Here is a 20,319-nt window from a genome sequence, read left to right as displayed (position 1 = left end):
GGCGTGGCACGGACACGCGTACGGAACCGGCGGCGAAGAGCCGCACGGGTGTGGACGGCGCTGCTGGCGTCCGTCCTGATGGTGCTCGGCCTGACGTCGACGGCGGCCTTCGGGCGGTCCGACGACGCGGCGGGCGGCGCCGGCGCCGAGCGGGCGGCCGCGCAGACGCTGACCTGGACGGCCGGCGACGACATCACCGAGTACACCTCGGCGCCCGCGACGGCGGTCGCCGGGCCGGCCACGATCGTCTTCGAGAACAGCGAGGCGACCGGCAACACCACCGGCATGCCGCACACGCTGACGTTCGACGTCTCCGACCCGGAGTACAACGACGACGTCCAGCTGAACATCCTGGCCAACCCCTTCGACGCCCAGGGCGGACGGCACACGGCCGAGGTCACGCTCACCCCCGGCCGCTACCGCTACCACTGCACGATCCCGGGCCACGGGTCCATGCAGGGCGTCCTGGTGGTCACCGAGGCCGGCGGCGAGGACACGGAGGCGCCCGGGACCTCGGCCACCGTGGAGGGGCAGAAGAACGCGGACGGCGCGTACGTCGGCTCCGCGTCGGTGACCCTCGCGGCCACCGACGAGGGCTCGGGCGTGGACCGCATCGAGTACGCCGTCGGCGCGGACGGCGCCTGGCAGCCGTACACCGCGCCGGTCGTGGTCGACCAGGTGGGCGCGCACAGCATCCGCTACCGGGCCGTGGACAAGGCGGGCAACACCTCCGCCGAGAAGACGGTGGAGTTCACCGTGGCGGCCCCGTCGAGCGACGACACGACGCCGCCGGAGACCTCGGCCACCGTCACCGGTGAGAAGAACGCCGACGGCGACTACGTCTCCATGGCGACCGTCACCGTCTCCGCCTCCGACACCGGGTCCGGCGTCAACACGATCGAGTACGCGCTCGGCGCCTCCGGGGCGTGGCAGCCGTACACCGTGCCGGTGATGGTGCACGCGGCCGGCGACCACACGGTGCGCTACCGGGCCACCGACAAGGCCGGCAACGCGGCCGCCGAGAAGTCGGTGTCCTTCACCGTCGTCGCCCCGCCCGCGCAGGACACCACGCCCCCGGTGACCGGCGTGAGCGTCGAGGGCACGAGGAACGCGGCGGGCGCCTACGTCGGCAGCGCCAAGGTCACCGTGACCGCCGCCGACGAGGGCGGCTCGGGCGTGGACCGCATCGAGTACGCGCTGGACGGCGGACCGTACCTCGCCTACACCGCGCCCGTCGTGGTGGACCGCGCGGGCGCGCACACGCTGGCGTACCGGGCCGTCGACAAGGCGGGCAACACCGCGGCCGCGCGGACCGTGAGCTTCACGGTCGCGGCGGGCGGGGTCCCGGCGCCCCCGTGCCCGGAGTACGACGAGCGCCTGACGGTGATCGTCGGCACGGTCGACTCGGGCGTGCCCAACCGGCTGACGAACAGCCGCTGCCGGATCAACGAGCTGATCGAGGACGAGCGGGAGTGGACCTCCCACGCGCTCTTCCTCAAGCACGTCGAGACCGTCCTGGACCGGCTGGAGAAGGACGGGGTGGTCGACAAGCGCGAGCACCGGCAGGTCACCAAGGCGGCCAAGCAGTCGGGCATCGGCAAGCCGGGCCAGACGGAGGGCTACCGCCCGATCCTCGACGGCACGCAGGAGTCGTTCGCCAAGTGGCAGCAGGTGGGCGGCGGTTCCTTCCGCCTCAACGACGACGGCTCGATCACGTCCGGCACGTCGAAGGACGGGCTCGGCATGCTGTGGTTCCCCGAGCGCAAGTTCGGCGACTTCTCGCTGAAGCTGCAGTGGCGGGACGACGCGCCGGGCACCGGGAACGCCAACGGCGGCGTGTTCGTCCGCTTCCCGTGGGTCCACGACCACCCGGAGGAGCCGCGCCCGGAGTGGGCCGCCATCAAGTACGGGCACGAGATCCAGGCGTTCGACCGGCCCGACGGCGACATGTACAAGACCGGCTCGGTCTACGGCTTCGACCGCGTGGGCCTGGCCGGTGCGGGCGTCACCCAGAAGGGCACCTGGAACGACTACGAGATCCGCGTGGTCGACCAGCACTACTCGGTGTACCGCAACGGCGTGCTGATCAACGAGTTCGACAACACCGGCGGCCAGGTCTTCGAGCCGCCGCGCGCGGACGACCCGGGCACGGACGGGCGGCGCTTCGCCTCCGGCTACATCGGGCTGCAGGTGCACGGCGTCTCGGACGTGATCTCGTACCGGGACGTCCGGGTCAAGGAGCTTTGACGGGCTCCGGCCGACTCCGGCCACGAGCGGCCGGCCCCGGGGGACCGGGGTCGGCCGCTGCGCCGTCCGGCCCCGTCCGCGGCGCCCCGTTCACCCGTCCGCCCGCGTCCGCACCCCGTTCGGCCCACGGAAACCGGACGGCACTGGCCGGATCGGGTATGCCGCCCGTCGACGCGGTGAACGGACACTCAGGGAGCACGGGGTGCGGTGGGCGATGGTCGACATGACGAGCGAAACGGTCCGGGCGGCGGACCGGGCGGGGCGCGGCGGGCGCCGCGCCCCGGTGGTGGCCGTGCTGTCCCTCCTGCTGGCGGGCTGCCTCGCGGCGGGCTGCGCGGCGAAGGGCCCGGCGGACGACGGCCGCGCGGGGGCCTCGCACGGCGGCGGGGGCGCCCCGCGGAACGCGCCGCCCGGCGGGCACCCCCCGCAGGACCCGCAGGGCGCCGGCGGACCGGCGCGGGGCGCCGCGGGGCCGGTCCTCGCGGTGAAGATCGACAACGTGGCCGGGGCCAGGCCGCAGACCGGCCTGGACAAGGCGGACGTCGTCTACGTCGAGCAGGTGGAGGGCGGCCTGAGCAGGCTGCTTGCGGTGTACGCGACCATGCTGCCGGAGGCGGTCGGCCCGGTGCGCAGCGCCCGCGAGTCCGACCTGGAGCTGCTGCGCCAGTTCGACGGGCCGAGGCTCGCCTACTCGGGTGCGCAGCGGGCGGTGACGCGGCTGATCGAGCAGGCGCCGCTCGCGGCACGGACGCCCGAGAGCGCTCCCGGCTCCTACTACCGCAGCGCGGACCGGCCGTCGCCGCACAACCTCTACCTGCGGCCGCAGCGGCTGATGGGCACCGCGCCGGGCGCGCACGCGCTGACGACCGGGTTCCGGTACGGGAAGGCGCCGGCGGGCGGCACGCCGGCGGCCACGCGGACGGTGCGCTTCCCCGCCGCCCGCTTCACGTTCGCCTGGTCGGCGGCCAAGCGACGGTGGCTGGTGTCGATGGACGGCACGCCGACGGTGACGACGGACGGCGCGCGCGTGGGCGCGTCGACGGTCGTGCTGCAGTACGTGAAGGTGCGCAGGTCACAGCTGCAGGACTCGCGCGGGAGCTTCACCCCGTACACGGAGACCGTGGGGTCGGGGGCGGCGAAGGTGCTGCGCGACGGGCGCGTCTACGACGTCGGCTGGCGGCGCCCCGGCGCCGCGGAGGGCACGCGGTTCACGACGGCGGACGGGCGGCCGGTGAACTTCGCCGAGGGGCCGGTGTGGGTGGTGCTCGCCCAGGGGTGAGCCGTCCGCCCGGGTGGCGGCCGGCGTCCGCGCGGCCGGCTGCTCCCCGTCCGCGCGGGACGGTGTCAGCGCCGGCCCGCGACCGGCTCCGCCGGGTGGCGCAGGCCCTCGGCGGCGTCGGCGACGCGCTGGATCAGGTCGAAGAAGACGGTCCGCTCGTCGGCCGACAGCGGGGCCAGGAAGACCTGGTTCATCCGGGCCGTGCGCACGGTCAGCCTGCGGTGCGTGCGCACCCCTTCCTCGGTCGGGCGCAGCAGGGAGCGGCGGCCGTCCTGCGGGTCGCGGACCTTGTCGAGCAGTCCGCGGCGGTCGAGCCTGCTGATCACCTCGGCGATGGTGGACCGGTCCAGGCCCACCCGCTCGCCCACGGTGCGCTGGTCGAGGCCGGGCTCGGCGACGAGCGTGTTGAGGACCGCGAACTGCGGCGAGGTGATCTCCTCGGAGACCATCGTGTTCCACAGCAGGTAGTGCGCCTGCTGCAGCCGCCGGGCCAGGTGCCCGGGGTGGGTGGAGAGGTCCACCGCTGCCATGTGCGCTCCTCAGTCCCGCGGACGCGGGGACGTCCACGGGTCGATTTCGTAGGTGCACTGAACGATAGCGCCCGTACCACCGCCCTGTCTGCCTCCGCACCGCTCTTCGAAACCGCCTGCAGCTGGGGTCTTGACGGTCATGGCGGCTGATGGCAGCGTGAGGGGAACCTCGCAGAAATAATCAGTGCGCTGAGTATTTTCCGGCCCCGGCCCCTCGGGTCACGGGACGCGGGACGCAGGGCGCTGGTCACCCGGGAGAGATGGGGCTTCGCGGATGGACAAGGTGGTGGCCACCGCCGAGGAGGCGGTGGCCGACGTGGCGGACGGCGCGTCGCTGGCGGTCGGCGGGTTCGGTCTGAGCGGTGTGCCGAACGTGCTGATCCAGGCGCTGTACGAGCGGGGCACGACCGGTTTGTCGGTGGTCTCGAACAACTGCGGCGCGATGGAGTCCGGCCTGGCGGTGCTGCTGGCGGCGGGGCGGATCGCGCGGGTGACCGGCTCCTACATCGGGGCGAACAAGGAGTTCGCGCGGCAGTACCTGGCCGGCGAGCTGGAGGTGGAGCTGATCCCGCAGGGCACGCTGGCCGAGCGGCTGCGGGCCGGCGGCGCGGGCATCCCCGCCTTCTACACCCCGGCCGGGGTCGGCACGCAGGTCGCCGAGGGCGGGCTGCCCTGGCGCTACGACGGCGCCGGCGGCGTCGCCCTGGCCTCGCCGGCCAAGGAGGTGCGCGAGTTCGACGGCACCGAGTACGTGCTGGAGCGCGGCATCCGCACCGACTTCGCGCTGGTGCGCGCCCACCGCGGCGACCGGCACGGGAACCTGGTGTTCCGCAAGTCCTCCCGCAACTTCAACCCGCTGGCCGCGATGGCCGGGCGGATCACGGTCGCCGAGGTGGAGGAGGTGGTGGAGCCCGGCGAGCTGGACCCGGACGCGGTACACCTGCCCGGGATCTTCGTGCAGCGGGTGGTGGCCCTCACCCCCGAGCAGGCGGCGGACAAGCGGATCGAGCAGCGGACGGTGCGGTCATGAGCGGCTGGAGCAGGCAGGAGATGGCCGCGCGGGCGGCCCTGGAGCTTCGGGACGGCCAGTACGTCAACCTCGGCATCGGCCTGCCGACGCTGATCCCGAACCACCTCCCGCCGGGCGTGGAGGTGGTGCTGGAGTCGGAGAACGGCATCCTCGGGACGGGCCCGTACCCGACCGAGGAGGAGGTCGACCCGGACCTGATCAACGCAGGCAAGGAGACCGTCACGGTCCTGCCGGGCGCGGCCTGCTTCGACTCCGCGCTGTCCTTCGCGATGATCCGCGGCGGGCACATCGACGTCGCCGTCCTCGGCGCCATGCAGGTCTCCGCCGGGGGCGACCTGGCGAACTGGGCGGTGCCGGGCAGGCTCGTCACCGGCATCGGCGGCGCGATGGACCTCGTCCACGGCGCCCGGCGGGTGATCGTGGTGATGACGCACACCGCCAAGGACGGCTCGGCGAAGATCGTCGAGGAGCGCTCGCTGCCGCTGACCGGCAAGGGCTGCGTGGACCGGGTCGTCACCGACCTCGGCGTCCTCGACGTCACCGGCGACGGCCTGGTGCTGGTGGAGTGCGCGCCGGGCGTCACCGCCGAGGAGATCGTGGCCAGGACCGCCGCCCCGGTCCGCGTTCCGGAGGAGGTCCGGTCGTGAAGGACGTCTACATCGTCGACGCCGTGCGCACCCCGATCGGCCGCTACAACGGCGCCCTGGCGTCGGTGCGCCCGGACGACCTGGCCGCGCACGCCGTCCGCGAACTGCTCGCCCGCACACCGGAGCTGGACCCGTCCCGGATCGAGGACGTGTACTTCGGCAACGCCAACGGCGCCGGCGAGGAGAACCGCAACGTCGGCCGGATGGCCGCCCTGCTGGCCGGCCTGCCCACGTCCGTGCCGGGCGTGACGGTCAACCGGCTGTGCGCCTCGGGCCTCGAGGCGGTGATCCAGGCGGCGCGGGCCATCGCCTGCGGCGACGCGTCCATCGCCCTGGCCGGCGGCGTCGAGTCGATGACCCGCGCGCCCTACGTCTTGCCCAAGAACGACCGTCCATTCCCGGCCGGACACGCCGAGTTGTACTCCACCACGCTCGGCTGGCGCATGGTGAACCCGAGGATGGACCCCCAGTGGACGATCCCGCTGGGCGAGTCGGCCGAGCTCATCGCCGACAAGCACGGGATCAGCCGCGCGCAGCAGGACGAGTTCGCGCTGCACAGCCACCAGAAGGCCGCGAAGGCGCAGGCCGAGGGCCTGTTCGACGCCGAGATCGCGCCGGTGGGGATCCCGCGGCGCAAGGGCGGCCCGGTCCTCGTCGCCGCCGACGAGTCCGTGCGGCCCGACACCTCCCTGGAGGTGATGGCCGGGCTCAAGCCGTCCTTCCGCGAGGAAGGGGGCACGGTGACGGCCGGCAACGCCTCCCCGCTCAACGACGGCGCCGCCGCCCTGCTGCTGACCGACGAGGAGGGCCTCGACGCCACCGGCCGCGAGCCCCTGGCCCGCGTCTCGGCCACCGGCGTCTCCGCCATCGACCCGCAGTACTTCGGCCTCGCCCCGGTGGAGGCGACGCAGCGGGCGCTGGCCAGGGCCGGCCGGTCCTTCGCGGACCTGGACGTGCTGGAGCTGAACGAGGCCTTCGCCGCCCAGGTGCTGGGCTGCGTGGCCGAGTGGCCCGAGTTCGACCCCGCGATCCTCAACCCGCAGGGCGGCGCCATCGCCCTCGGCCACCCCCTCGGCGCCTCCGGCGCCCGCCTCGCCGGCACCGTCGCCCACCAGCTCGCCCGCAAGGGCGGCGGCGTCGGCGTCGCCACCCTCTGCATCGGCGTCGGCCAGGGCCTCGCCCTGGTCCTCGAACGCCGGTAGGCCAGGAGTTCCCATGACCCTCACCCAGCAGGACATCGACGCGGAGATCGCGGCCGAGCGCGCCGCGTACGAGAAGCGCCTCGCCGACGGCGGGCCCGTCGAGCACCACCCGCGCCGCGACTACGCCCCGTACCGCTCCTCGGTGCTGCGCCACCCGAAGCAGCCGCCGGTCGCCATCGACGTCAGCAAGGACCCGGAGCTGGTGGAGCTGTCCTCCCCCGCCTTCGGGGAGCGGGACATCACCGAGACCGACAACGACCTCACCCGGCAGCACACCGGCGAGCCCGTCGGCGAGCGGATCACCGTCTCGGGCCGGCTCCTCGACCGCGGCGGCCGCCCGGTGCGCGGCCAGCTCGTCGAGATCTGGCAGGCCAACTCGGCGGGCCGCTACGCCCACCGGCGCGAGCAGCACGACGCCCCGCTGGACCCGAACTTCACCGGCGTCGGCCGCACCCTCACCGACGACGACGGCTTCTACCGCTTCACCACCATCCGGCCCGGCCCGTACCCGTGGCGCAACCACGTCAACGCCTGGCGCCCGGCCCACATCCACTTCTCGCTGTTCGGCACGGCGTTCACGCAGCGGCTCGTGACCCAGATGTACTTCCCGAACGACCCGCTGTTCCCCTACGACCCGATCCTGCAGTCCGTGACGGACGACGCCGCCCGGCAGCGGCTGGTCGCCACCTACGACCACAGCCTGTCGGTGCCGGAGTTCTCGCTCGGCTACCACTGGGACATCGTGCTCGACGGCCCGGGCGCCACCTGGATCGAGGAAGGTCGCTGACCGCCATGACGAAGATCGACACCAGCGGCCCGGAGAACGTGCTGCCCACCCCCTCCCACACGGTCGGCCCCTTCTACGGCTACGCGCTGCCCTTCCGCGGCGGCAACGACATCGCGCCCCGCGACCACCCCGACACCGTCACGGTCCACGGCTACGTGCTGGACGGCGCGGGCGCGCCGCTGCCGGACGCCCTCGTGGAGCTGTGGGGCCCCGGCCCCGACGGGCGGATGCCCACCACCGACGGCTCGATGCGGCGCGACCCGGCGAGCGGGGACTTCCTCGGCCGCAACGGCGTGGAGTTCACCGGCTTCGGCCGCATCCAGACCGACGCGAACGGGCACTGGTACGCGCACACGCTGCGGCCCGGCGCACGCGGGGGCAACGCCCCCTACATCAGCGTCTGCGTCTTCGCCCGCGGCCTGCTGACCCATCTGTTCACCCGGATCCACCTGCCGGGCGACGACGCCGCGCTCGCCGCGGACCCGCTGCTGTCCCGGCTGGCGCCGGAGCGCCGCGACACGCTGATCGCCGCCGACGAGGGCAACGGCACGTACCGTTTCGACATCCGCCTGCAGGGCGAGAACGAGACGGTCTTCCTGGAGTTCCATCGATGACAGCCGACTGCGACACCGGCCTGCTCGCCCCCGGGCGGGCGGGCTCCCCCGCCGAGGCCGCGACGGGCGACGCCGCCCTCCTGCGGGCGCTGCTCGACGCGGAGGCGGCGCTCACCCGCGCGCAGGTCTCCCTCGGACTCGCGCCCGAGGGGGCCGGCCCGGCCGTGGCCGCCGCCGCCGACGCCGCCCGCTTCGACCCGCGCGACCTGGCGCTGCGCGCCCGCGAGGGCGGCAACCCGGTGATCCCGCTGGTCGCGGACCTGACCGCGGCCGTCGGCGAGGAGTACGGGCCGTACGTGCACCGGGGCGCGACCAGCCAGGACATCGTGGACACGGCGATGATGCTGGTCGCCGTGCGCACGCTCGACCTCGTGCTGGCCGACCTCGGCCGCACGGCGCAGGCGCTCGCCCGGACCGCGGCGGACCACCGGGACACGGCCATGCCCGGCCGGACGCTCACTCAGCACGCGGTGCCGACGACCTTCGGGCTGAAGGCGGCGGGCTGGCGCGCGCTGGTCCTCGACGCCCGCGACCGCGTGCGGGCCGTGCGCGGGACGCTGCCCGCCCAGCTCGGCGGGGCCGCGGGCACCCTGGCCGCCTTCACGGCGTACGGCGCGGACGACGCGACCGCGCTGCCCGCCGCGTACGCGCGCGAACTCGGCCTGGCCGCGCCGGAACTGCCGTGGCACACGCTGCGCACACCGGTCGCCGACCTGGCCGGCTGCCTGGCCTTCGCGGCGGGCGCGCTGGGCAGGGTCGCCGCGGACGTCCTCACGCTCTCCCGCACCGAGATCGCCGAGCTGGCCGAGGGCTCGGGCGGCGGCTCCTCCGCGATGCCGCACAAGGCCAACCCCGTGCGGTCCACGCTGATCGCCGCCGCGGCCCGCCGCGCCCCGCACCTCGCGGCCGCGCTGTACGCCTCGATGACCGCCGGGGACGAGCGCCCGGCGGGCGCCTGGCACGCCGAGTGGGAGCCGCTGCGCGACCTGCTGCGCCTGGTCGGCGGCGCGGCCCGCGACGCGGTGGAGCTGACCGAGGGCCTGAAGGTGCACGCGGGCGCCATGCGCCGGAACCTGGACACCACCCACGGCCTGGTCGTCTCCGAGCGCCTGTCCGCCGAGCTGGCGCCGCTGCTGGGCCGCGCCCGCGCCAAGTCCCTGCTCACGGAGCTGGCGCGGCGGACGTACGCCGAGGGCCGTCCGCTGGGCGAGCTGCTGGCCGAGGAGGACCTGCCCGAACTCGCCGGCGTCGACCTGGCCGGGCTGACCGATCCCGCCCGCTACACCGGCTCCGCCCCGACCCTCACCGACCGCGCACTGGAGCGACGTTGACCGACCAGCCCACCGGCAAGCTGCTGCACCACCGCGCCGAAGGCCCCGAGAGCGCTCCCCCGCTGCTGCTCGGGCCGTCCCTCGGCACCTCCCTGGCGCTGTGGGACGGCCTCGCGCCCGAACTGTCCGCCGCGCACCGGGTGGTGCGCTGGGACCTGCCCGGGCACGGCGGTTCGCCCGCGGACCTGATCGGCCCGGGCGCGACCGTCGCCGACCTCGCGGACCTCGTCCTGGCCCTCGCGGACTCGCTCGGCATCGGCCGCTTCGCCTACGCGGGCGTCTCGCTCGGCGGCGCGGTCGGCCTGCACCTGGCCGCGCACCGCCCCGAGCGGATCGAGCGCCTCGCCGTGATCTGCTCCTCGGCGCACTTCAACGGGGCCAGGCCCTGGGAGGAGCGGGCGGAGCTGGTGCGCCGCGAGGGCCTCGCCCCGGTCGCGGCGAGCGCCGACGACCGCTGGTTCACGCCCGGCTTCACCGTGCCGCGCCTGGTCGAGGACCACCGCACGGCGGACCCCGGGGCGTACGCGGCGTGCTGCGACGCGCTGGCCGCCTTCGACCTGCGCGAGCGGCTGCCGTCGATCACCGTCCCCACGCTGCTGGTCGCGGGCCGCGAGGACCCGGCGACCCCGCCCTCCCACCTGCGCGAGATCGCCGACGCGGTGCCCGGCTCCGCGCTGGCCGAGATCCCCGGCGCCTCGCACCTCGCGCCCGCCGAGCGCCCGGAGGCCGTGCTCGCCGCCCTGCGCGGCCACTTCGACGGGTACCCGGGGCGCGGCATGGAGGTGCGCCGGCAGGTGCTCGGCGACGCGCACGTGGACCGCGCCCAGTCCCGGCAGACGCCCTTCACCGCGCGCTTCCAGGACTTCATCTCGCGCTACGCGTGGGGCGAGGTCTGGACCGACCCGACGCTCGCCCGCCGCGAGCGCAGCATGATCACGATGACGGCGCTGGTGGCCCACGGCCACCTGGACGAGCTGGCGATGCACGTCCGCGCGGCCCGCCGCAACGGCCTCACCCCCGAGGAGATCGGCGCGGTCCTGCTCCAGACGGCGGTGTACTGCGGCGTCCCGGCGGCGAACTCGGCGTTCGCGGTGGCCCAGCGGGTCCTCGCGGAGGAGGACGCGGCGCCGGACGGCGCGTGAACCCGGCGGAGCGCGGGAGCAGGGGGTACGAGAGGCCCGTGGCCGGCAGGAGCGTTTCTGCCGGCCACGGGCCTTCCGTACTTCGCCGGTCGCGCCCTCCGTACGGCCCGGCGGTGCCCGCTAGCGCAGCCCCCGCCCGTTCTCCAGCACTTCCTGCGCCCGTGCCACCAGGCCGTCCGCGCCGCAGGAGCGGGCCAGGGTCAGCCCCCGGCCGAGTTCGGAGGCGGAGCGGGCCGCGATGCCGTACTCGACGCGGGCCGCCGCGTGTTCGTAGGCGCTGGGCGAGGCCTCCAGGTAGGCGAGGGCCTGCGCGTACAGGGCGAGGGAGCGCCGGCCGGTCTCCAGGGCGGCCGCGCAGCGCAGGGCCTCGCCCACGGCCGTGTCGGTGCCGAGGCGCTCGGCCTGGGCGCGCAGGCCGGCGACGAGCGAGGCGGCGCGCCCGGGGTTCTCGACGGCGAGGGCGCGGGCGAGGTCGCCGGCCCAGGCGGCCATCACGGTGTTGTGCCCGCCGCGGCGGTCGGCCAGCTTCTCCGCGGTCTCCAGCTCCTCCAGGCCCTCCTCGGTGCGGCCGGTGGCGAGCAGCAGCCGGCCGCGCACGGAGTGGGTGTCGGGCAGCACGATCGTCGAGGGGTGGGGCGGGACGAAGGAGTAGCGCGCGGCGACCCGCTCGGCCTCCTCCACGTGGCCGCGGGCGAGCAGCGTGTCGACGAGCATGCAGGTCGCGGCCCAGTGCATGGGCAGCCCGCGGCCCACGCGGTCGGCGAGTCGCAGCGCCTCGCGCAGGAAGGCCTCCGCGTCCGTGAGCCGCCCGCGCCGGCGGTGCACGTAGCCGGTGAAGGCGTGCGCGAGGGCGAGGTGGCCGCCGCTCCAGCCCGCCGTCTCGTAGGTGCGCATGGCCTCCGTGAAGAGGCTCTCGGCGCGGTCGAGGCGGTCGGTGAACATGTACGCGCTGCCGAGCATCATCAGCAGCTCGAAGCTCCACTCGGTGTCCGTCCAGCCGAGGCCGGGCGCGAGCCGTCCGTTGACGAGGGCGCGGTCGGCGGTCTCGACGACCTCCTCGGCGTTCTCCCCCCGCATCATGGCGTCGAAGGCGCGCAGGATGAGCAGGGCGCGCTCGGAGTTGTCGCGTCCGGTGAGCGGTCCGGCGAGCGCGGCGAGGCTGCGGGAGCGGCCCGAGGAGTCCTCCTCCCCGGCGTGGATGCCCTCCCACATGTAGTGGACGGCCTGCAGACGCATCCGGGCGGGTCCCGGCGCGTGCCGGGCCGCCTCCTCGTCGACCGTGCGGACGGCCTCCTCCAGCTGGTCGTTGTGGAGCAGGGCCTGGGAGAGCCGGCAGACGGCGTCGACGCGCTGGTCGTCGTCCAGGCCGTCCCGGGCCAGGGCCTCCCGTAAGTGGCCGATGGTGGTCGCGGGCGAGGTGAGCAGGGTGGCGCAGCCCAGCTCGTAGAGCACGTGCGCGTGCACGTCGGGGCGCGGGGGTTCGAGCAGGGCGCGCTCCAGGCAGCGGCGGGCCGCCTCCGGGGCGCCCACGGCGAGGTGCTCGCGGGCGGCCTCGCGCATCTGCTCGACGAGTTCGGGGTCGTCGTCGGGGTGGACCTCGAGGAGGTGGCGGGAGGCGGCCGCCGCGCCGCGCCCCGACTCGGTGACGACCCAGGCGGCCTGGCCGTGCATCGCGGTGCGCAGGGCGTCGGGGATGGAGCGGTAGACGGCCTCCGCGATGAGCGGGTGGACGAACTCCAGGTCGCCGCCGGCTCCCTGGCCGGGGTCCGCGGGGTCGGGCGCGGTGAGGATGCGGGCGGTGGTGAGCAGGCCCGCGCAGCGGTCCGCCTCGTTGCGGTCGAGGCCGGCGAGGACGGCGGCGAGGTCGAGGGAGATCTGCGTGCCGAGGACGGCGGCGGCCCAGGCGAAGCGGGTGGCGTCGGGGCCGAGTCTGCCGAGGCGGGCGACGAGGCCGCGGCCGCGGGCCGAGCGGTTCAGGTTGCGCAGTTCGCCGGCCGCGGCCTCGACCGGTTCGAGCTCGCTGTCCTGCACCTTGGCGAGGAGTTCCACGGTCTCGTACGGGTTGCCCCCGGTGACCGCCCAGACCTCGCGGCAGAACGGGTCGTCGGCGTGCGCGCCGAGCGTGTCGCGGGTCAGTCCGGCGGTGGCCTCGGGCGTCAGGGCCCGCAGGGCGGCGAACGAACCGGCCGCGGCGGCGATCGCGTCGAGGTGGCGGGCGCTCTCGCCCTCGGCCTCCCCGGGGCGGCGGGCCACCACGACCAGGACGGGCATCTCCTCCAGACGCTCGGCGAACGCGGCCAGCCAGTGCAGGGTCTCGGCGTCGGCCCAGTGGGCGTCGTCGACGAGGAGGACCAGCGGCCAGTCGCGCCGGGCGAGCCGCCGGACGACGGTGACCAGTCCGTCGCACACGCCCTGGGGGTCGGCGTGGCGCTCGCCCGGCTCCGTGATGCCGAGGGCGGGTCCGGCGATGTCGTACCAGTCGCCGAGGTAGTCGCGGGCCTCGTCGGGCAGCAGTCCGACGAGGGCGGGCTGGAGCAGCTGCCGCACGACGTTGAAGGGGACGGACCGCAGGGTCTCGCCGCCGCGCGCGGACCAGACGGTGCAGCGGCCCTCGGCCAGGGCGCCGATCCGGGCCAGCAGCGCTGTCTTGCCGATGCCCGCCTCGCCCGTGTACATCAGCAGCGTGCCCGAGGCCGTGCCCGCGCACAGGGCGTCGACCGCCGCCGCGGCGGCGGCGAGCTCGGTGTCCCGCTCCCACAGGGAGGCCGCGGCGGACGGACCGGGCCGTGCCTGCGTCATCCCGTTACCTCCCCAGGTCGCCCAAAAGACGTACAGGCATCGAGCCTAGTCCCCTACGCCCTCCGGTGGCGCCCGCTCGGACCAGTGTTCCCTTCACGGGTGACGGCGGACGCCGCGGGGCGACGCCCCGGGCCGCCGACCGGCCCGTGTGAAAGTTATTGACAGTCAACTCCCCTGTCCTGAAACTAACTTTCCGAGATCGCGGCGACGGCTGGAGAAGACATGAGCGCTGGTCCCGCACCCGGTCCGGGCCCGCGGGCCGCCGCCCGGCCGGGACACTCCCGCAGAGCGCTGCTCGCGGGGTCGGTGGGGAACTTCATCGAGTGGTACGAGTTCGGCGTCTACGGCTACTTCGCCACGGTCGTCGCGGCGCGGTTCTTCACCCCGGAGGGCGGCGGCGAGGCCGAGGGCCTGGTGAAGACGTACGCGTCCTTCGCGCTCGCGTTCTTCTTCCGGCCCGTGGGCGCCGCGCTGTTCGGGCGCCTGGGCGACCGGATCGGCCGGCGCCCTGTGCTGATCCTGGTGATCGTGCTGATGACCGGCGCCACCACGCTGATCGGCGCGCTGCCCACGTACGACGCGGTGGGCGCCCTCGCGCCCTGGCTGCTGACGCTGCTGCGGGTGGTCCAGGGGCTGTCGGCGGGCGGGGAGTTCGGCGGCGCGGTGTCGGTGATGACGGAGTCCGCGCCGCCCGGCCGGCGGGGCCTGTACGGGGCGTGGCAGTCGTTCACGGTGGCGCTCGGCCTGCTGGGCGGCGCGGGGGCGGCGGCCCTCCTCGCCACCGTGCTGAGCGAGGGGCAGCTGGCCGAATGGGGCTGGCGGGTGCCGTTCCTGCTGACGCTGCCGCTCGGCCTCGGAGCGCTGTGGCTGCGCCTGCGCCTGGACGAGACGCCGTCGTTCCGCGCGGAGCGGGAGCGGCCGGCCGCGCGGCCGCCGGGCCGCGGGACCGCCCGGGCGATCGTGCTCGGCGCGGCCCGGATCATGGGCTGGTCCGCGGCCGGCTACACCTTCCTCGTCGTGCTGCCCTCGTACCTGCAGAGCTCGCTGGACGCCACGTTCCGCCAGGCGCTGGTCGCCACCGTGCTGGCCAACCTCGGCTTCGCCCTCGCCATCCTCCCGGCGGGGCTGCTCAGCGACCGGGTCGGGCGCCGCCCGGTGATGCTCGCCGGGGCCTGCCTGGTCGTCGTGCTCGCGCTCCCGCTGCTGGACCTGCTCCAGGACCCGGGCGCGGCGACCGCGGCGAAGGGCGCGGCGGTGTTCGCCGCCGGGGCCGTGGTGGGCCTGATGGCGGGGCCGGGGCCGGCGATGCTGGCGGAGATGTTCCCGACGAACGTGCGCTACACCGGCCTCGGGCTCTCCTACGCCCTGTCCAACGCGGTGTTCTCCGGCTGCGCGGGGCTGATCGTCACCGAGACGGTCGAGCGGACCGGGAACGTGGACGTCCCGGCGTACTACGCGGCGGCGACGTGCGCGGTGAGCGCGCTCGCCCTGCTCGGCGGAGGAGGACGGCGCGACCGGGAGGAGCCCTCGTGCGGGTGATCGGCCTGATGTCCGGGACGTCGTACGACGCCATCGACGCCGCGGCGGCCGACCTGCGGCTGGACGGGGACACCCTGGAGCTGCGGCCGCTGGGCATGGTGAGCGAGGCGTACGCGCCCGGGCTGCGGGACGCGCTCGCGGCGGCGCTGCCCCCGGCGGCCACGTCGCTGGCCGAGGTGTGCCGCCTGGACACGCTCGTGGGCCGCGCCTTCGCCGCGGCGGCCGTCCGCGCGGACCGCGAGCTGTGCGGCGGGCGGGCGGAGCTGGTCGCCTCGCACGGGCAGACGGTGTACCACTGGGCGGAGGGCAACACCGTGCACGGCACGCTGCAGATCGGGCAGCCCGCGTGGATCGCCGAGGCGACCGGCCTGCCCGTGGCCGCCGACTTCCGGCCCCGCGACGTCGCCGCGGGCGGCCAGGGCGCGCCCCTGGTCAGCCTGGTGGACCTGCTGTGGCTGCGGGGCCGCCCGGGCACCCCGGTGGCGCTGAACCTGGGCGGCATCGCCAACCTCACCGCGCCCGACGGCACGGCCTTCGACACCGGTCCGGCGTGCGCGCTGCTGGACGCCGCCGCGGCCGCCCTCGCCGGCCTGTCCCGCGACACCGACGGCGCGCTCGCCGCGCGCGGCACGGTGCACGGCCCGCTGCTGCGCAGGCTCCTGGCGGAGCCGTACTACGCGCTGGACGCGCCGAAGACGACGGGCAAGGAGCTGTTCCACGCCGGGTACCTGCGGGCGGCGCTGGCCGGCTTCGGGGAGCTGTCCGCGCCGGACGTGCTGGCGACGCTCACCCGGCTCACCGCCCGCACGGTCGCCGACGCGGTGCGCGCGGTGGCGGCGACGGAGGTGATCGCCTCGGGCGGCGGCACCCGCAACCCGGTGCTCATGGCGGCGCTGCGCGCCGAGCTGCCGGGTGTCGCGCTGCGCTCCTCGGACGGGCTGGGCCTGCCCTCGGCGGCGAAGGAGGCGTACGCCTTCGCGGTCCTGGGCTTCCTGACCTGGCACGGGCTGCCGGGCACCGACCCGGCGAGCACCGGTGCCCGGCACCCCAGCGTGCTGGGCTCGCTCACCCCCGGCCGCGACGGGCTGCGGCTGCCCCCGCGGGGCGGGACGCGGCCGGTGCGGCTGGCGCTGCGGCGGAGCGGATGAGATTTCGCCGGTCCCTCTCATCCGGCTTTCAGGCTCGGCTCATACCGTAGGGGCCATGACCCAGGTGACACCTCCCGGCTGGTACCCCGACCCCGGGCAGACAAGTGACGGCCCCGCCACCGAACGCTGGTGGGACGGGGGCACGTGGACGGCGCAGACCCGGCCCGCCGGGACGGGCGCCGCGTGGGCCCCGCCGGCCCCCTCGGCTCCACCGGCCCGGCCGCCGGGGGCCGGGCCGTACGCGGCGCCGGAGGCCGGTCCGTACCCGGCGGCGGGACCGTACCCGGCGGGACCGTACCCGGCGGGGGCGTACCCGGCCGTGCCGCACGGTCCGAAGCGGCGCGGGCTGCGCACCGGCATAGCCGTCGCCGCCGCCGTGGCGGTCCTGGCCGGCATCGGCGGCGGCGTGTACGCGCTGACCTCGAACGACACAGGCGGCAGCGACACCGCGCGCACCGCGCCGCAGCGGCCGGGCGGCCCGGAGGGGCAGGACGGCGGCGGCCAGGGCGGTCCGGGCGGCGGCGAGAGCGGCGCGCCGCGGCAGCCGCAGACCGAGGACGGCTACGCCACCGACGGGATCAGCGGCATCAGCATCCCCGTGCCCGACGGCTGGACCGGCTCCTCCGGCGCGATCGGCGCCTCGGTCTCGACGGGGACGTACGCGTGCCCCGGCGACTCCTCCTCGCAGTGCGTGCGCGGCGGGGCCAACTCGGCGCCCGCCCGGGCCTGGGAGCTGAAGGCCACCACCGCCGAGGCCGCCGCCAAGGAGGACATCTCCAAGAACGCGGAGGACTCCTACGGGGGCGAGAGCTACGGCGAGATCACCTCGCACGACGAGCTGGCCTCGAAGGCCGTGACCGTGGCGGGCGAGAAGGGCTACATGGTCCGCTGGAAGGTGGAGACCGCCAACGGCGACGACGGCTACGTCGAGTCGCTCGCCTTCCCCTCCCCGGCCGACTCCGACGTGCTGGTCGTCGTCCGCTTCGGCATCGACGTCAGCGACGAGGCGCCCGAGCTGTCGGTGATCGACGAGATCACCAAGGGCATCAAGAAGGCCGCGGGCGGCAGCAGCGGCCAGGAGGTGTGACCCCGGGGGACGAAGTTCAGCCGGGTGGGGCGCCTCTCCGCTCCGGAGGAACCCCACCCGGCCGGGGGGTGCGCGCCGCCCCCGTCCCCACGGTGCGGCGCGAGCAGGTCACCGTCCAGTCATCCCGTGGACGGCGGCCTGGGTCTTTCAGTCCGGCCTGCGCAGGCCGAGGGCCGGCAGGACGGCGGCCTCGACGAAGCGGACCATGTACTCGGGGTCGGCGTAGCGCCCGGTGAGCACCGGGCGGCCGCGCATCACCCCGAAGAGCTGGGCCGGCAGGAACTCCAGCGCCGGGTGGTCGGCGGCGATCTCGCCCCGCTCCACGCCCCGCCGGACGATCTCCTGCAACTCGGCGACCTCCGGCTCGACCAGCGTCTCGCGCAGGGCGCACTTCAGCTCCGCGTCCTGCATGATGGCGTGGCCGAGGGCCTGCAGCAGCCGGGTGTCGCCGCCGGAGCGCTCCCCCGCCAGGCGCGCGGCCTCCAGCAGGTCGCCGGCGAGCGAGCCGGTGTCGATCCCGGAGAACCGCGGGCAGCGGTTGGCGCGCAGGGCGGCGGCCACGAACTGCGGCTTCGTCCGCCACTGCCGGTAGAGCGTGGACTTGCTGCACCGGGTGCTGGCGGCGACCCCCTCCATGGTCAGGGAGTCGTAGCCGCTTTCGCGGAGCTGCGCGAGCACGGCGTCGTAGAACTCCTGCTCACGCTCCGGCGTGATCTTGGAGCGGCGCGACGCGACGACCGTGTCCGGTCCGTCCGCAGCCTGCGACGTCATGGCTCTTTCCCTCCTCGCCCCCGGGACCCCGCGCTCCGGGCCGCTTCCAGTGTGCCCGCCGTCGGGGCGACTTCACCCCATCGAAACGCCAGTGTACCGGTACGGATGCGTATCGGTACACTGGCGTTTCGATGAGTCGTGGAGACGGTCCGGTCCGGTGGGAGCGGGCGGCCTCCCGGGCTCACCACGCACCACATGAGCCGTACGTCAGCAAAGGGGCCGGGGGATGGATTCCCGTACCGAGCCTGCGCAGCCGGGGGCCGCCGCCGGGCGGCCCCCGCTCGTCCGCGAACTCCTCCTCGTCGCGGGACTCTTCCTCGTCTACAAACTCGGCCGGCAGTTCGCCGACGGGCACACCGGCGAGGCCTTCCGCCACGCGCACGAGGTGTGGAACGCGGAACGCGCCGTCCACCTGCCCGGCGAGGGCCTCGTGCAGTCCGTCCTGCTGCACGGCGACGCCCTCGTCCATGTCGCCAACACCTACTACGCGACCGTCCACTTCCCGGCCACGGTCGCCTTCCTGGTCTGGCTGTACCTGCGGCGGCCCGCGCACTACGTGTGGGCGCGGCGGGTCCTGACCGCGCTGACGGCCGCGGCCCTGGTGCTGCACCTCGCGTTCCCGCTGGCGCCGCCCCGGCTGCTGGCCGCGGCCGGCCTCGTCGACACCGCGCGGGTCTACGGGCCCTCCGTCTACAGCGCCTCGCCGACGACCGACACGCTGTCCAACCAGTTCGCGGCGATGCCGTCGCTGCACTTCGGCTGGGCGCTGATGGTCGCCGTCGGTCTCGTCGCCGCCACCCGCACCCGGTGGCGCTGGCTCTGGCTGCTGCACCCGCTGCTCACCCTGCTGGTGATCACCGGCACCGCCAACCACTACTGGTTCGACTCGATCGCGGCGGCCGCGCTGCTCGGCCTCGCGCTGACCGCGCTCCACCCGCCGGGCGGCCGGGCGACGGTGACCCGGCGCGGCGCCCGGACGGTCCTCGCCGACCGTGCGACGGCCCCTCTCGTGGGGGCCGGCCGATGAACGCCACCCTGTCCGCCGTCGTCCTGTCCCTGTTCTCCGCCGTGGCGTACGCGGCGGCCGCGGTCGCGCAGGAACGGCTCGCCTTCCGCACGGCGGACGCGGACTCCGGCGCGCTGCGCCTGCTGGCCAGCGGCGCCTGGTGGTGGTCGGTCGCGCTCAACGCGGCCGCCGCGCTGCTGCACGTGGCCGCCCTCAAGTACGGCACGCTCACCCTGGTCCAGCCGCTGGGCGCGCTCACCCTGGTCGCCGCGGTGCCGCTGGGCGCGCGCGTGGCCGGACGGCGGGTGCGGGCCGTGGAGTGGCGCGGCACGGCGCTGACCCTGGCCGGGCTGGGGGCCCTGCTCGTCACCGCGTCCGGTCCCGCGCCCGACGACGTGCTGAGCGTCCCCGAGGCGCTGGCGGTCGCGGGCGCCACGGCCGCGCTGATCGGCGTGCTGTCCCGGCCGGGCGCACGGCCCGGGCTGCGGCACGCCACCGCGTCCGGCGTCGCCTCGGGCGTCGCCTCCGCACTCACGCAGACGGTGACGGTCGCGGTGACCGACCGCACGGGGCCGCTGCTCGACGTCCAGGTGATCGTCGTGGCGGTGCTCGTCGCGGCCTTCGCCGCGGGCGGGCTGCTGCTGTCGCAGACGGCGTACCGGGGCGGGCTCGGCGCCCCGCTCGCGGTCGTGACCCTGGCCAACCCGGTCGCCGCCGCCGCGATCGGCCTGTCGCTGCTCGGCGAGCGGCTCCAGGGCGGCACGGCGGGCCTGCTGCTCGCGCTGGCCGGAGCGGCCCTGGCGGCGCTCGGCGTGGTCGCGCTGTCCCGCTCGGCACCGGAGCCGGCCGCCGCCGGCGGGGCACCCCCGGCCGGCCCGGCCGGCGAGGAGCACCCGGTCGCCGCGGTCCTGTCCCTGCCCTCGCACGCCTCCCCGTCCCCCGCACCGCTCCCGGCCCCGGCCCCGTACGAACCGGCGCGGGTGCCGAAGCAGCCGGGGACCCGCCTGACCCGCCTCTAGTGCCGTGACCGGCCGGGAGGCCGGCCGGGTTCCGGTACGGCGAAGGGGCCGCGGGGTGTTCCGCGGCCCCTTCGCCGTACCGCAGGGCCCAAGCCGCCGTACCGCAGGACCTCGGCAGTCGTGCCGCCGGGACCCGGCCGT

At 75.6% G+C, this 20,319-nt stretch carries 17 protein-coding genes; 14 read left to right on the top strand and 3 right to left on the bottom strand.

Going from position 1 to position 20,319, the window contains the following annotated elements; translation table 11 throughout:
• Nucleotides 1-48 precede the first annotated feature (48 nt).
• Both IE271_RS27855 and IE271_RS27850 read left to right on the top strand, forming a co-directional pair.
• Nucleotides 49-2,247 carry an OmpL47-type beta-barrel domain-containing protein gene (locus IE271_RS27855; protein ID WP_190193233.1) on the top strand — a complete coding sequence of 733 codons (2,199 nt, stop codon included), beginning with the start codon at nt 49-51 and terminating at the stop codon, nt 2,245-2,247.
• A 223-nt stretch (nt 2,248-2,470) separates the two neighbouring features.
• Nucleotides 2,471-3,526, top strand: a complete 1,056-nt coding sequence (locus IE271_RS27850) for a DUF3048 domain-containing protein (RefSeq protein WP_190193206.1) — start codon at nt 2,471-2,473, stop codon at nt 3,524-3,526.
• Nucleotides 3,527-3,591: 65 nt separating this feature from the next.
• Here the strand turns inward: IE271_RS27850 and IE271_RS27845 are convergent, their stop codons facing one another.
• Nucleotides 3,592-4,056 carry a MarR family winged helix-turn-helix transcriptional regulator gene (locus IE271_RS27845; protein ID WP_190193205.1) on the bottom strand — a complete coding sequence of 155 codons (465 nt, stop codon included), beginning with the start codon at nt 4,054-4,056 and terminating at the stop codon, nt 3,592-3,594.
• 274 nt (nt 4,057-4,330) lie between these two features.
• Here IE271_RS27845 and IE271_RS27840 point away from each other — a divergent pair, with 274 nt between their 5' ends.
• Genes IE271_RS27840 through pcaDC form a run of 7 tightly spaced genes read left to right on the top strand, consistent with a single transcriptional unit; the run spans nt 4,331 to nt 10,809 of the window.
• On the top strand, nt 4,331-5,086 hold the full coding sequence (locus IE271_RS27840) for a CoA transferase subunit A (protein ID WP_190193204.1): 756 nt from the start codon (nt 4,331-4,333) through the stop codon (nt 5,084-5,086).
• A complete protein-coding gene (locus IE271_RS27835; protein ID WP_190193203.1) occupies nt 5,083-5,733 on the top strand; it encodes a CoA transferase subunit B in 651 nt (216 codons plus the stop codon). Before IE271_RS27840 ends, IE271_RS27835 begins: the two co-directional genes overlap by 4 nt.
• Entirely contained in the window at nt 5,730-6,935 is a 1,206-nt protein-coding gene (locus IE271_RS27830; protein WP_190193202.1) for a thiolase family protein, read from the top strand. Before IE271_RS27835 ends, IE271_RS27830 begins: the two co-directional genes overlap by 4 nt.
• A gap of 13 nt (nt 6,936-6,948) precedes the next feature.
• Entirely contained in the window at nt 6,949-7,722 is a 774-nt protein-coding gene (pcaH, locus tag IE271_RS27825; protein WP_190193201.1) for a protocatechuate 3,4-dioxygenase subunit beta, read from the top strand.
• Between the two features lie 5 nt (nt 7,723-7,727).
• Complete coding sequence (pcaG, locus tag IE271_RS27820; RefSeq protein ID WP_190193200.1) at nt 7,728-8,336, top strand: protocatechuate 3,4-dioxygenase subunit alpha; 609 nt, start codon at nt 7,728-7,730, stop codon at nt 8,334-8,336.
• Nucleotides 8,333-9,667, top strand: a complete 1,335-nt coding sequence (gene pcaB, locus IE271_RS27815) for a 3-carboxy-cis,cis-muconate cycloisomerase (protein ID WP_190193199.1) — start codon at nt 8,333-8,335, stop codon at nt 9,665-9,667. The genes pcaG and pcaB overlap by 4 nt, the downstream gene beginning before the upstream one ends.
• Nucleotides 9,664-10,809 (top strand): bifunctional 3-oxoadipate enol-lactonase/4-carboxymuconolactone decarboxylase PcaDC, encoded by a 1,146-nt coding sequence (gene pcaDC, locus IE271_RS27810; protein WP_190193198.1) that lies wholly within the window; start codon nt 9,664-9,666, stop codon nt 10,807-10,809. The genes pcaB and pcaDC overlap by 4 nt, the downstream gene beginning before the upstream one ends.
• 120 nt (nt 10,810-10,929) lie before the next feature.
• Here pcaDC and IE271_RS27805 read toward each other — a convergent pair whose 3' ends face one another.
• The gene (locus IE271_RS27805) at nt 10,930-13,608 is read right to left on the bottom strand and encodes an ATP-binding protein (protein ID WP_190193197.1); all 2,679 of its coding nucleotides are present in this window, start codon (nt 13,606-13,608) and stop codon (nt 10,930-10,932) included.
• A 222-nt stretch (nt 13,609-13,830) separates the two neighbouring features.
• Here IE271_RS27805 and IE271_RS27800 point away from each other — a divergent pair, with 222 nt between their 5' ends.
• The 3 genes from IE271_RS27800 to IE271_RS27790 are packed head-to-tail and all read left to right on the top strand — an operon-like array spanning nt 13,831 to nt 17,382.
• On the top strand, nt 13,831-15,147 hold the full coding sequence (locus IE271_RS27800) for an MFS transporter (RefSeq protein ID WP_190193196.1): 1,317 nt from the start codon (nt 13,831-13,833) through the stop codon (nt 15,145-15,147).
• Entirely contained in the window at nt 15,138-16,295 is a 1,158-nt protein-coding gene (locus IE271_RS27795) for an anhydro-N-acetylmuramic acid kinase (RefSeq protein WP_190193195.1), read from the top strand. The genes IE271_RS27800 and IE271_RS27795 overlap by 10 nt, the downstream gene beginning before the upstream one ends.
• Before the next feature lie 55 nt (nt 16,296-16,350).
• A complete protein-coding gene (locus tag IE271_RS27790) occupies nt 16,351-17,382 on the top strand; it encodes a DUF2510 domain-containing protein (RefSeq protein WP_190193194.1) in 1,032 nt (343 codons plus the stop codon).
• Between the two features lie 147 nt (nt 17,383-17,529).
• On the opposite strand, the gene IE271_RS27785 is transcribed toward IE271_RS27790, so the two are convergent.
• Complete coding sequence (locus tag IE271_RS27785; RefSeq protein WP_190193193.1) at nt 17,530-18,153, bottom strand: TetR/AcrR family transcriptional regulator; 624 nt, start codon at nt 18,151-18,153, stop codon at nt 17,530-17,532.
• 226 nt (nt 18,154-18,379) lie between these two features.
• On the opposite strand from IE271_RS27785, the gene IE271_RS27780 reads away from it, so the two are divergent.
• Nucleotides 18,380-19,180, top strand: coding sequence for a phosphatase PAP2 family protein (locus IE271_RS27780; protein WP_190193192.1), 801 nt, complete (start codon nt 18,380-18,382; stop codon nt 19,178-19,180).
• Complete coding sequence (locus tag IE271_RS27775; RefSeq protein WP_190193191.1) at nt 19,177-20,178, top strand: DMT family transporter; 1,002 nt, start codon at nt 19,177-19,179, stop codon at nt 20,176-20,178. The genes IE271_RS27780 and IE271_RS27775 overlap by 4 nt, the downstream gene beginning before the upstream one ends.
• The last annotated feature ends 141 nt before the right edge of the window (nt 20,179-20,319 follow it).

This window comes from Streptomyces minutiscleroticus, assembly GCF_014650875.1.
GTDB lineage: Bacteria > Actinomycetota > Actinomycetes > Streptomycetales > Streptomycetaceae > Streptomyces > Streptomyces minutiscleroticus.
The sequence above is the reverse complement of the archived record's forward strand: the minus strand, read 5'-3'. Positions and strand labels throughout refer to the sequence as shown.

Coding starts and splice junctions, on each gene's coding strand:
- IE271_RS27850 (WP_190193206.1), top strand. CDS start 2,471: ATGACGAGCGAAACGGTCCGGGCGGCGGACCGGGCGGGGCGCGGCGGG.
- IE271_RS27845 (WP_190193205.1), bottom strand. CDS start 4,056: ATGGCAGCGGTGGACCTCTCCACCCACCCCGGGCACCTGGCCCGGCGG.
- IE271_RS27840 (WP_190193204.1), top strand. CDS start 4,331: ATGGACAAGGTGGTGGCCACCGCCGAGGAGGCGGTGGCCGACGTGGCG.
- IE271_RS27835 (WP_190193203.1), top strand. CDS start 5,083: ATGAGCGGCTGGAGCAGGCAGGAGATGGCCGCGCGGGCGGCCCTGGAG.
- pcaH (WP_190193201.1), top strand. CDS start 6,949: ATGACCCTCACCCAGCAGGACATCGACGCGGAGATCGCGGCCGAGCGC.
- pcaG (WP_190193200.1), top strand. CDS start 7,728: ATGACGAAGATCGACACCAGCGGCCCGGAGAACGTGCTGCCCACCCCC.
- pcaB (WP_190193199.1), top strand. CDS start 8,333: ATGACAGCCGACTGCGACACCGGCCTGCTCGCCCCCGGGCGGGCGGGC.
- IE271_RS27805 (WP_190193197.1), bottom strand. CDS start 13,608: ATGACGCAGGCACGGCCCGGTCCGTCCGCCGCGGCCTCCCTGTGGGAG.
- IE271_RS27800 (WP_190193196.1), top strand. CDS start 13,831: ATGAGCGCTGGTCCCGCACCCGGTCCGGGCCCGCGGGCCGCCGCCCGG.
- IE271_RS27790 (WP_190193194.1), top strand. CDS start 16,351: ATGACCCAGGTGACACCTCCCGGCTGGTACCCCGACCCCGGGCAGACA.
- IE271_RS27785 (WP_190193193.1), bottom strand. CDS start 18,153: ATGACGTCGCAGGCTGCGGACGGACCGGACACGGTCGTCGCGTCGCGC.
- IE271_RS27780 (WP_190193192.1), top strand. CDS start 18,380: ATGGATTCCCGTACCGAGCCTGCGCAGCCGGGGGCCGCCGCCGGGCGG.
- IE271_RS27775 (WP_190193191.1), top strand. CDS start 19,177: ATGAACGCCACCCTGTCCGCCGTCGTCCTGTCCCTGTTCTCCGCCGTG.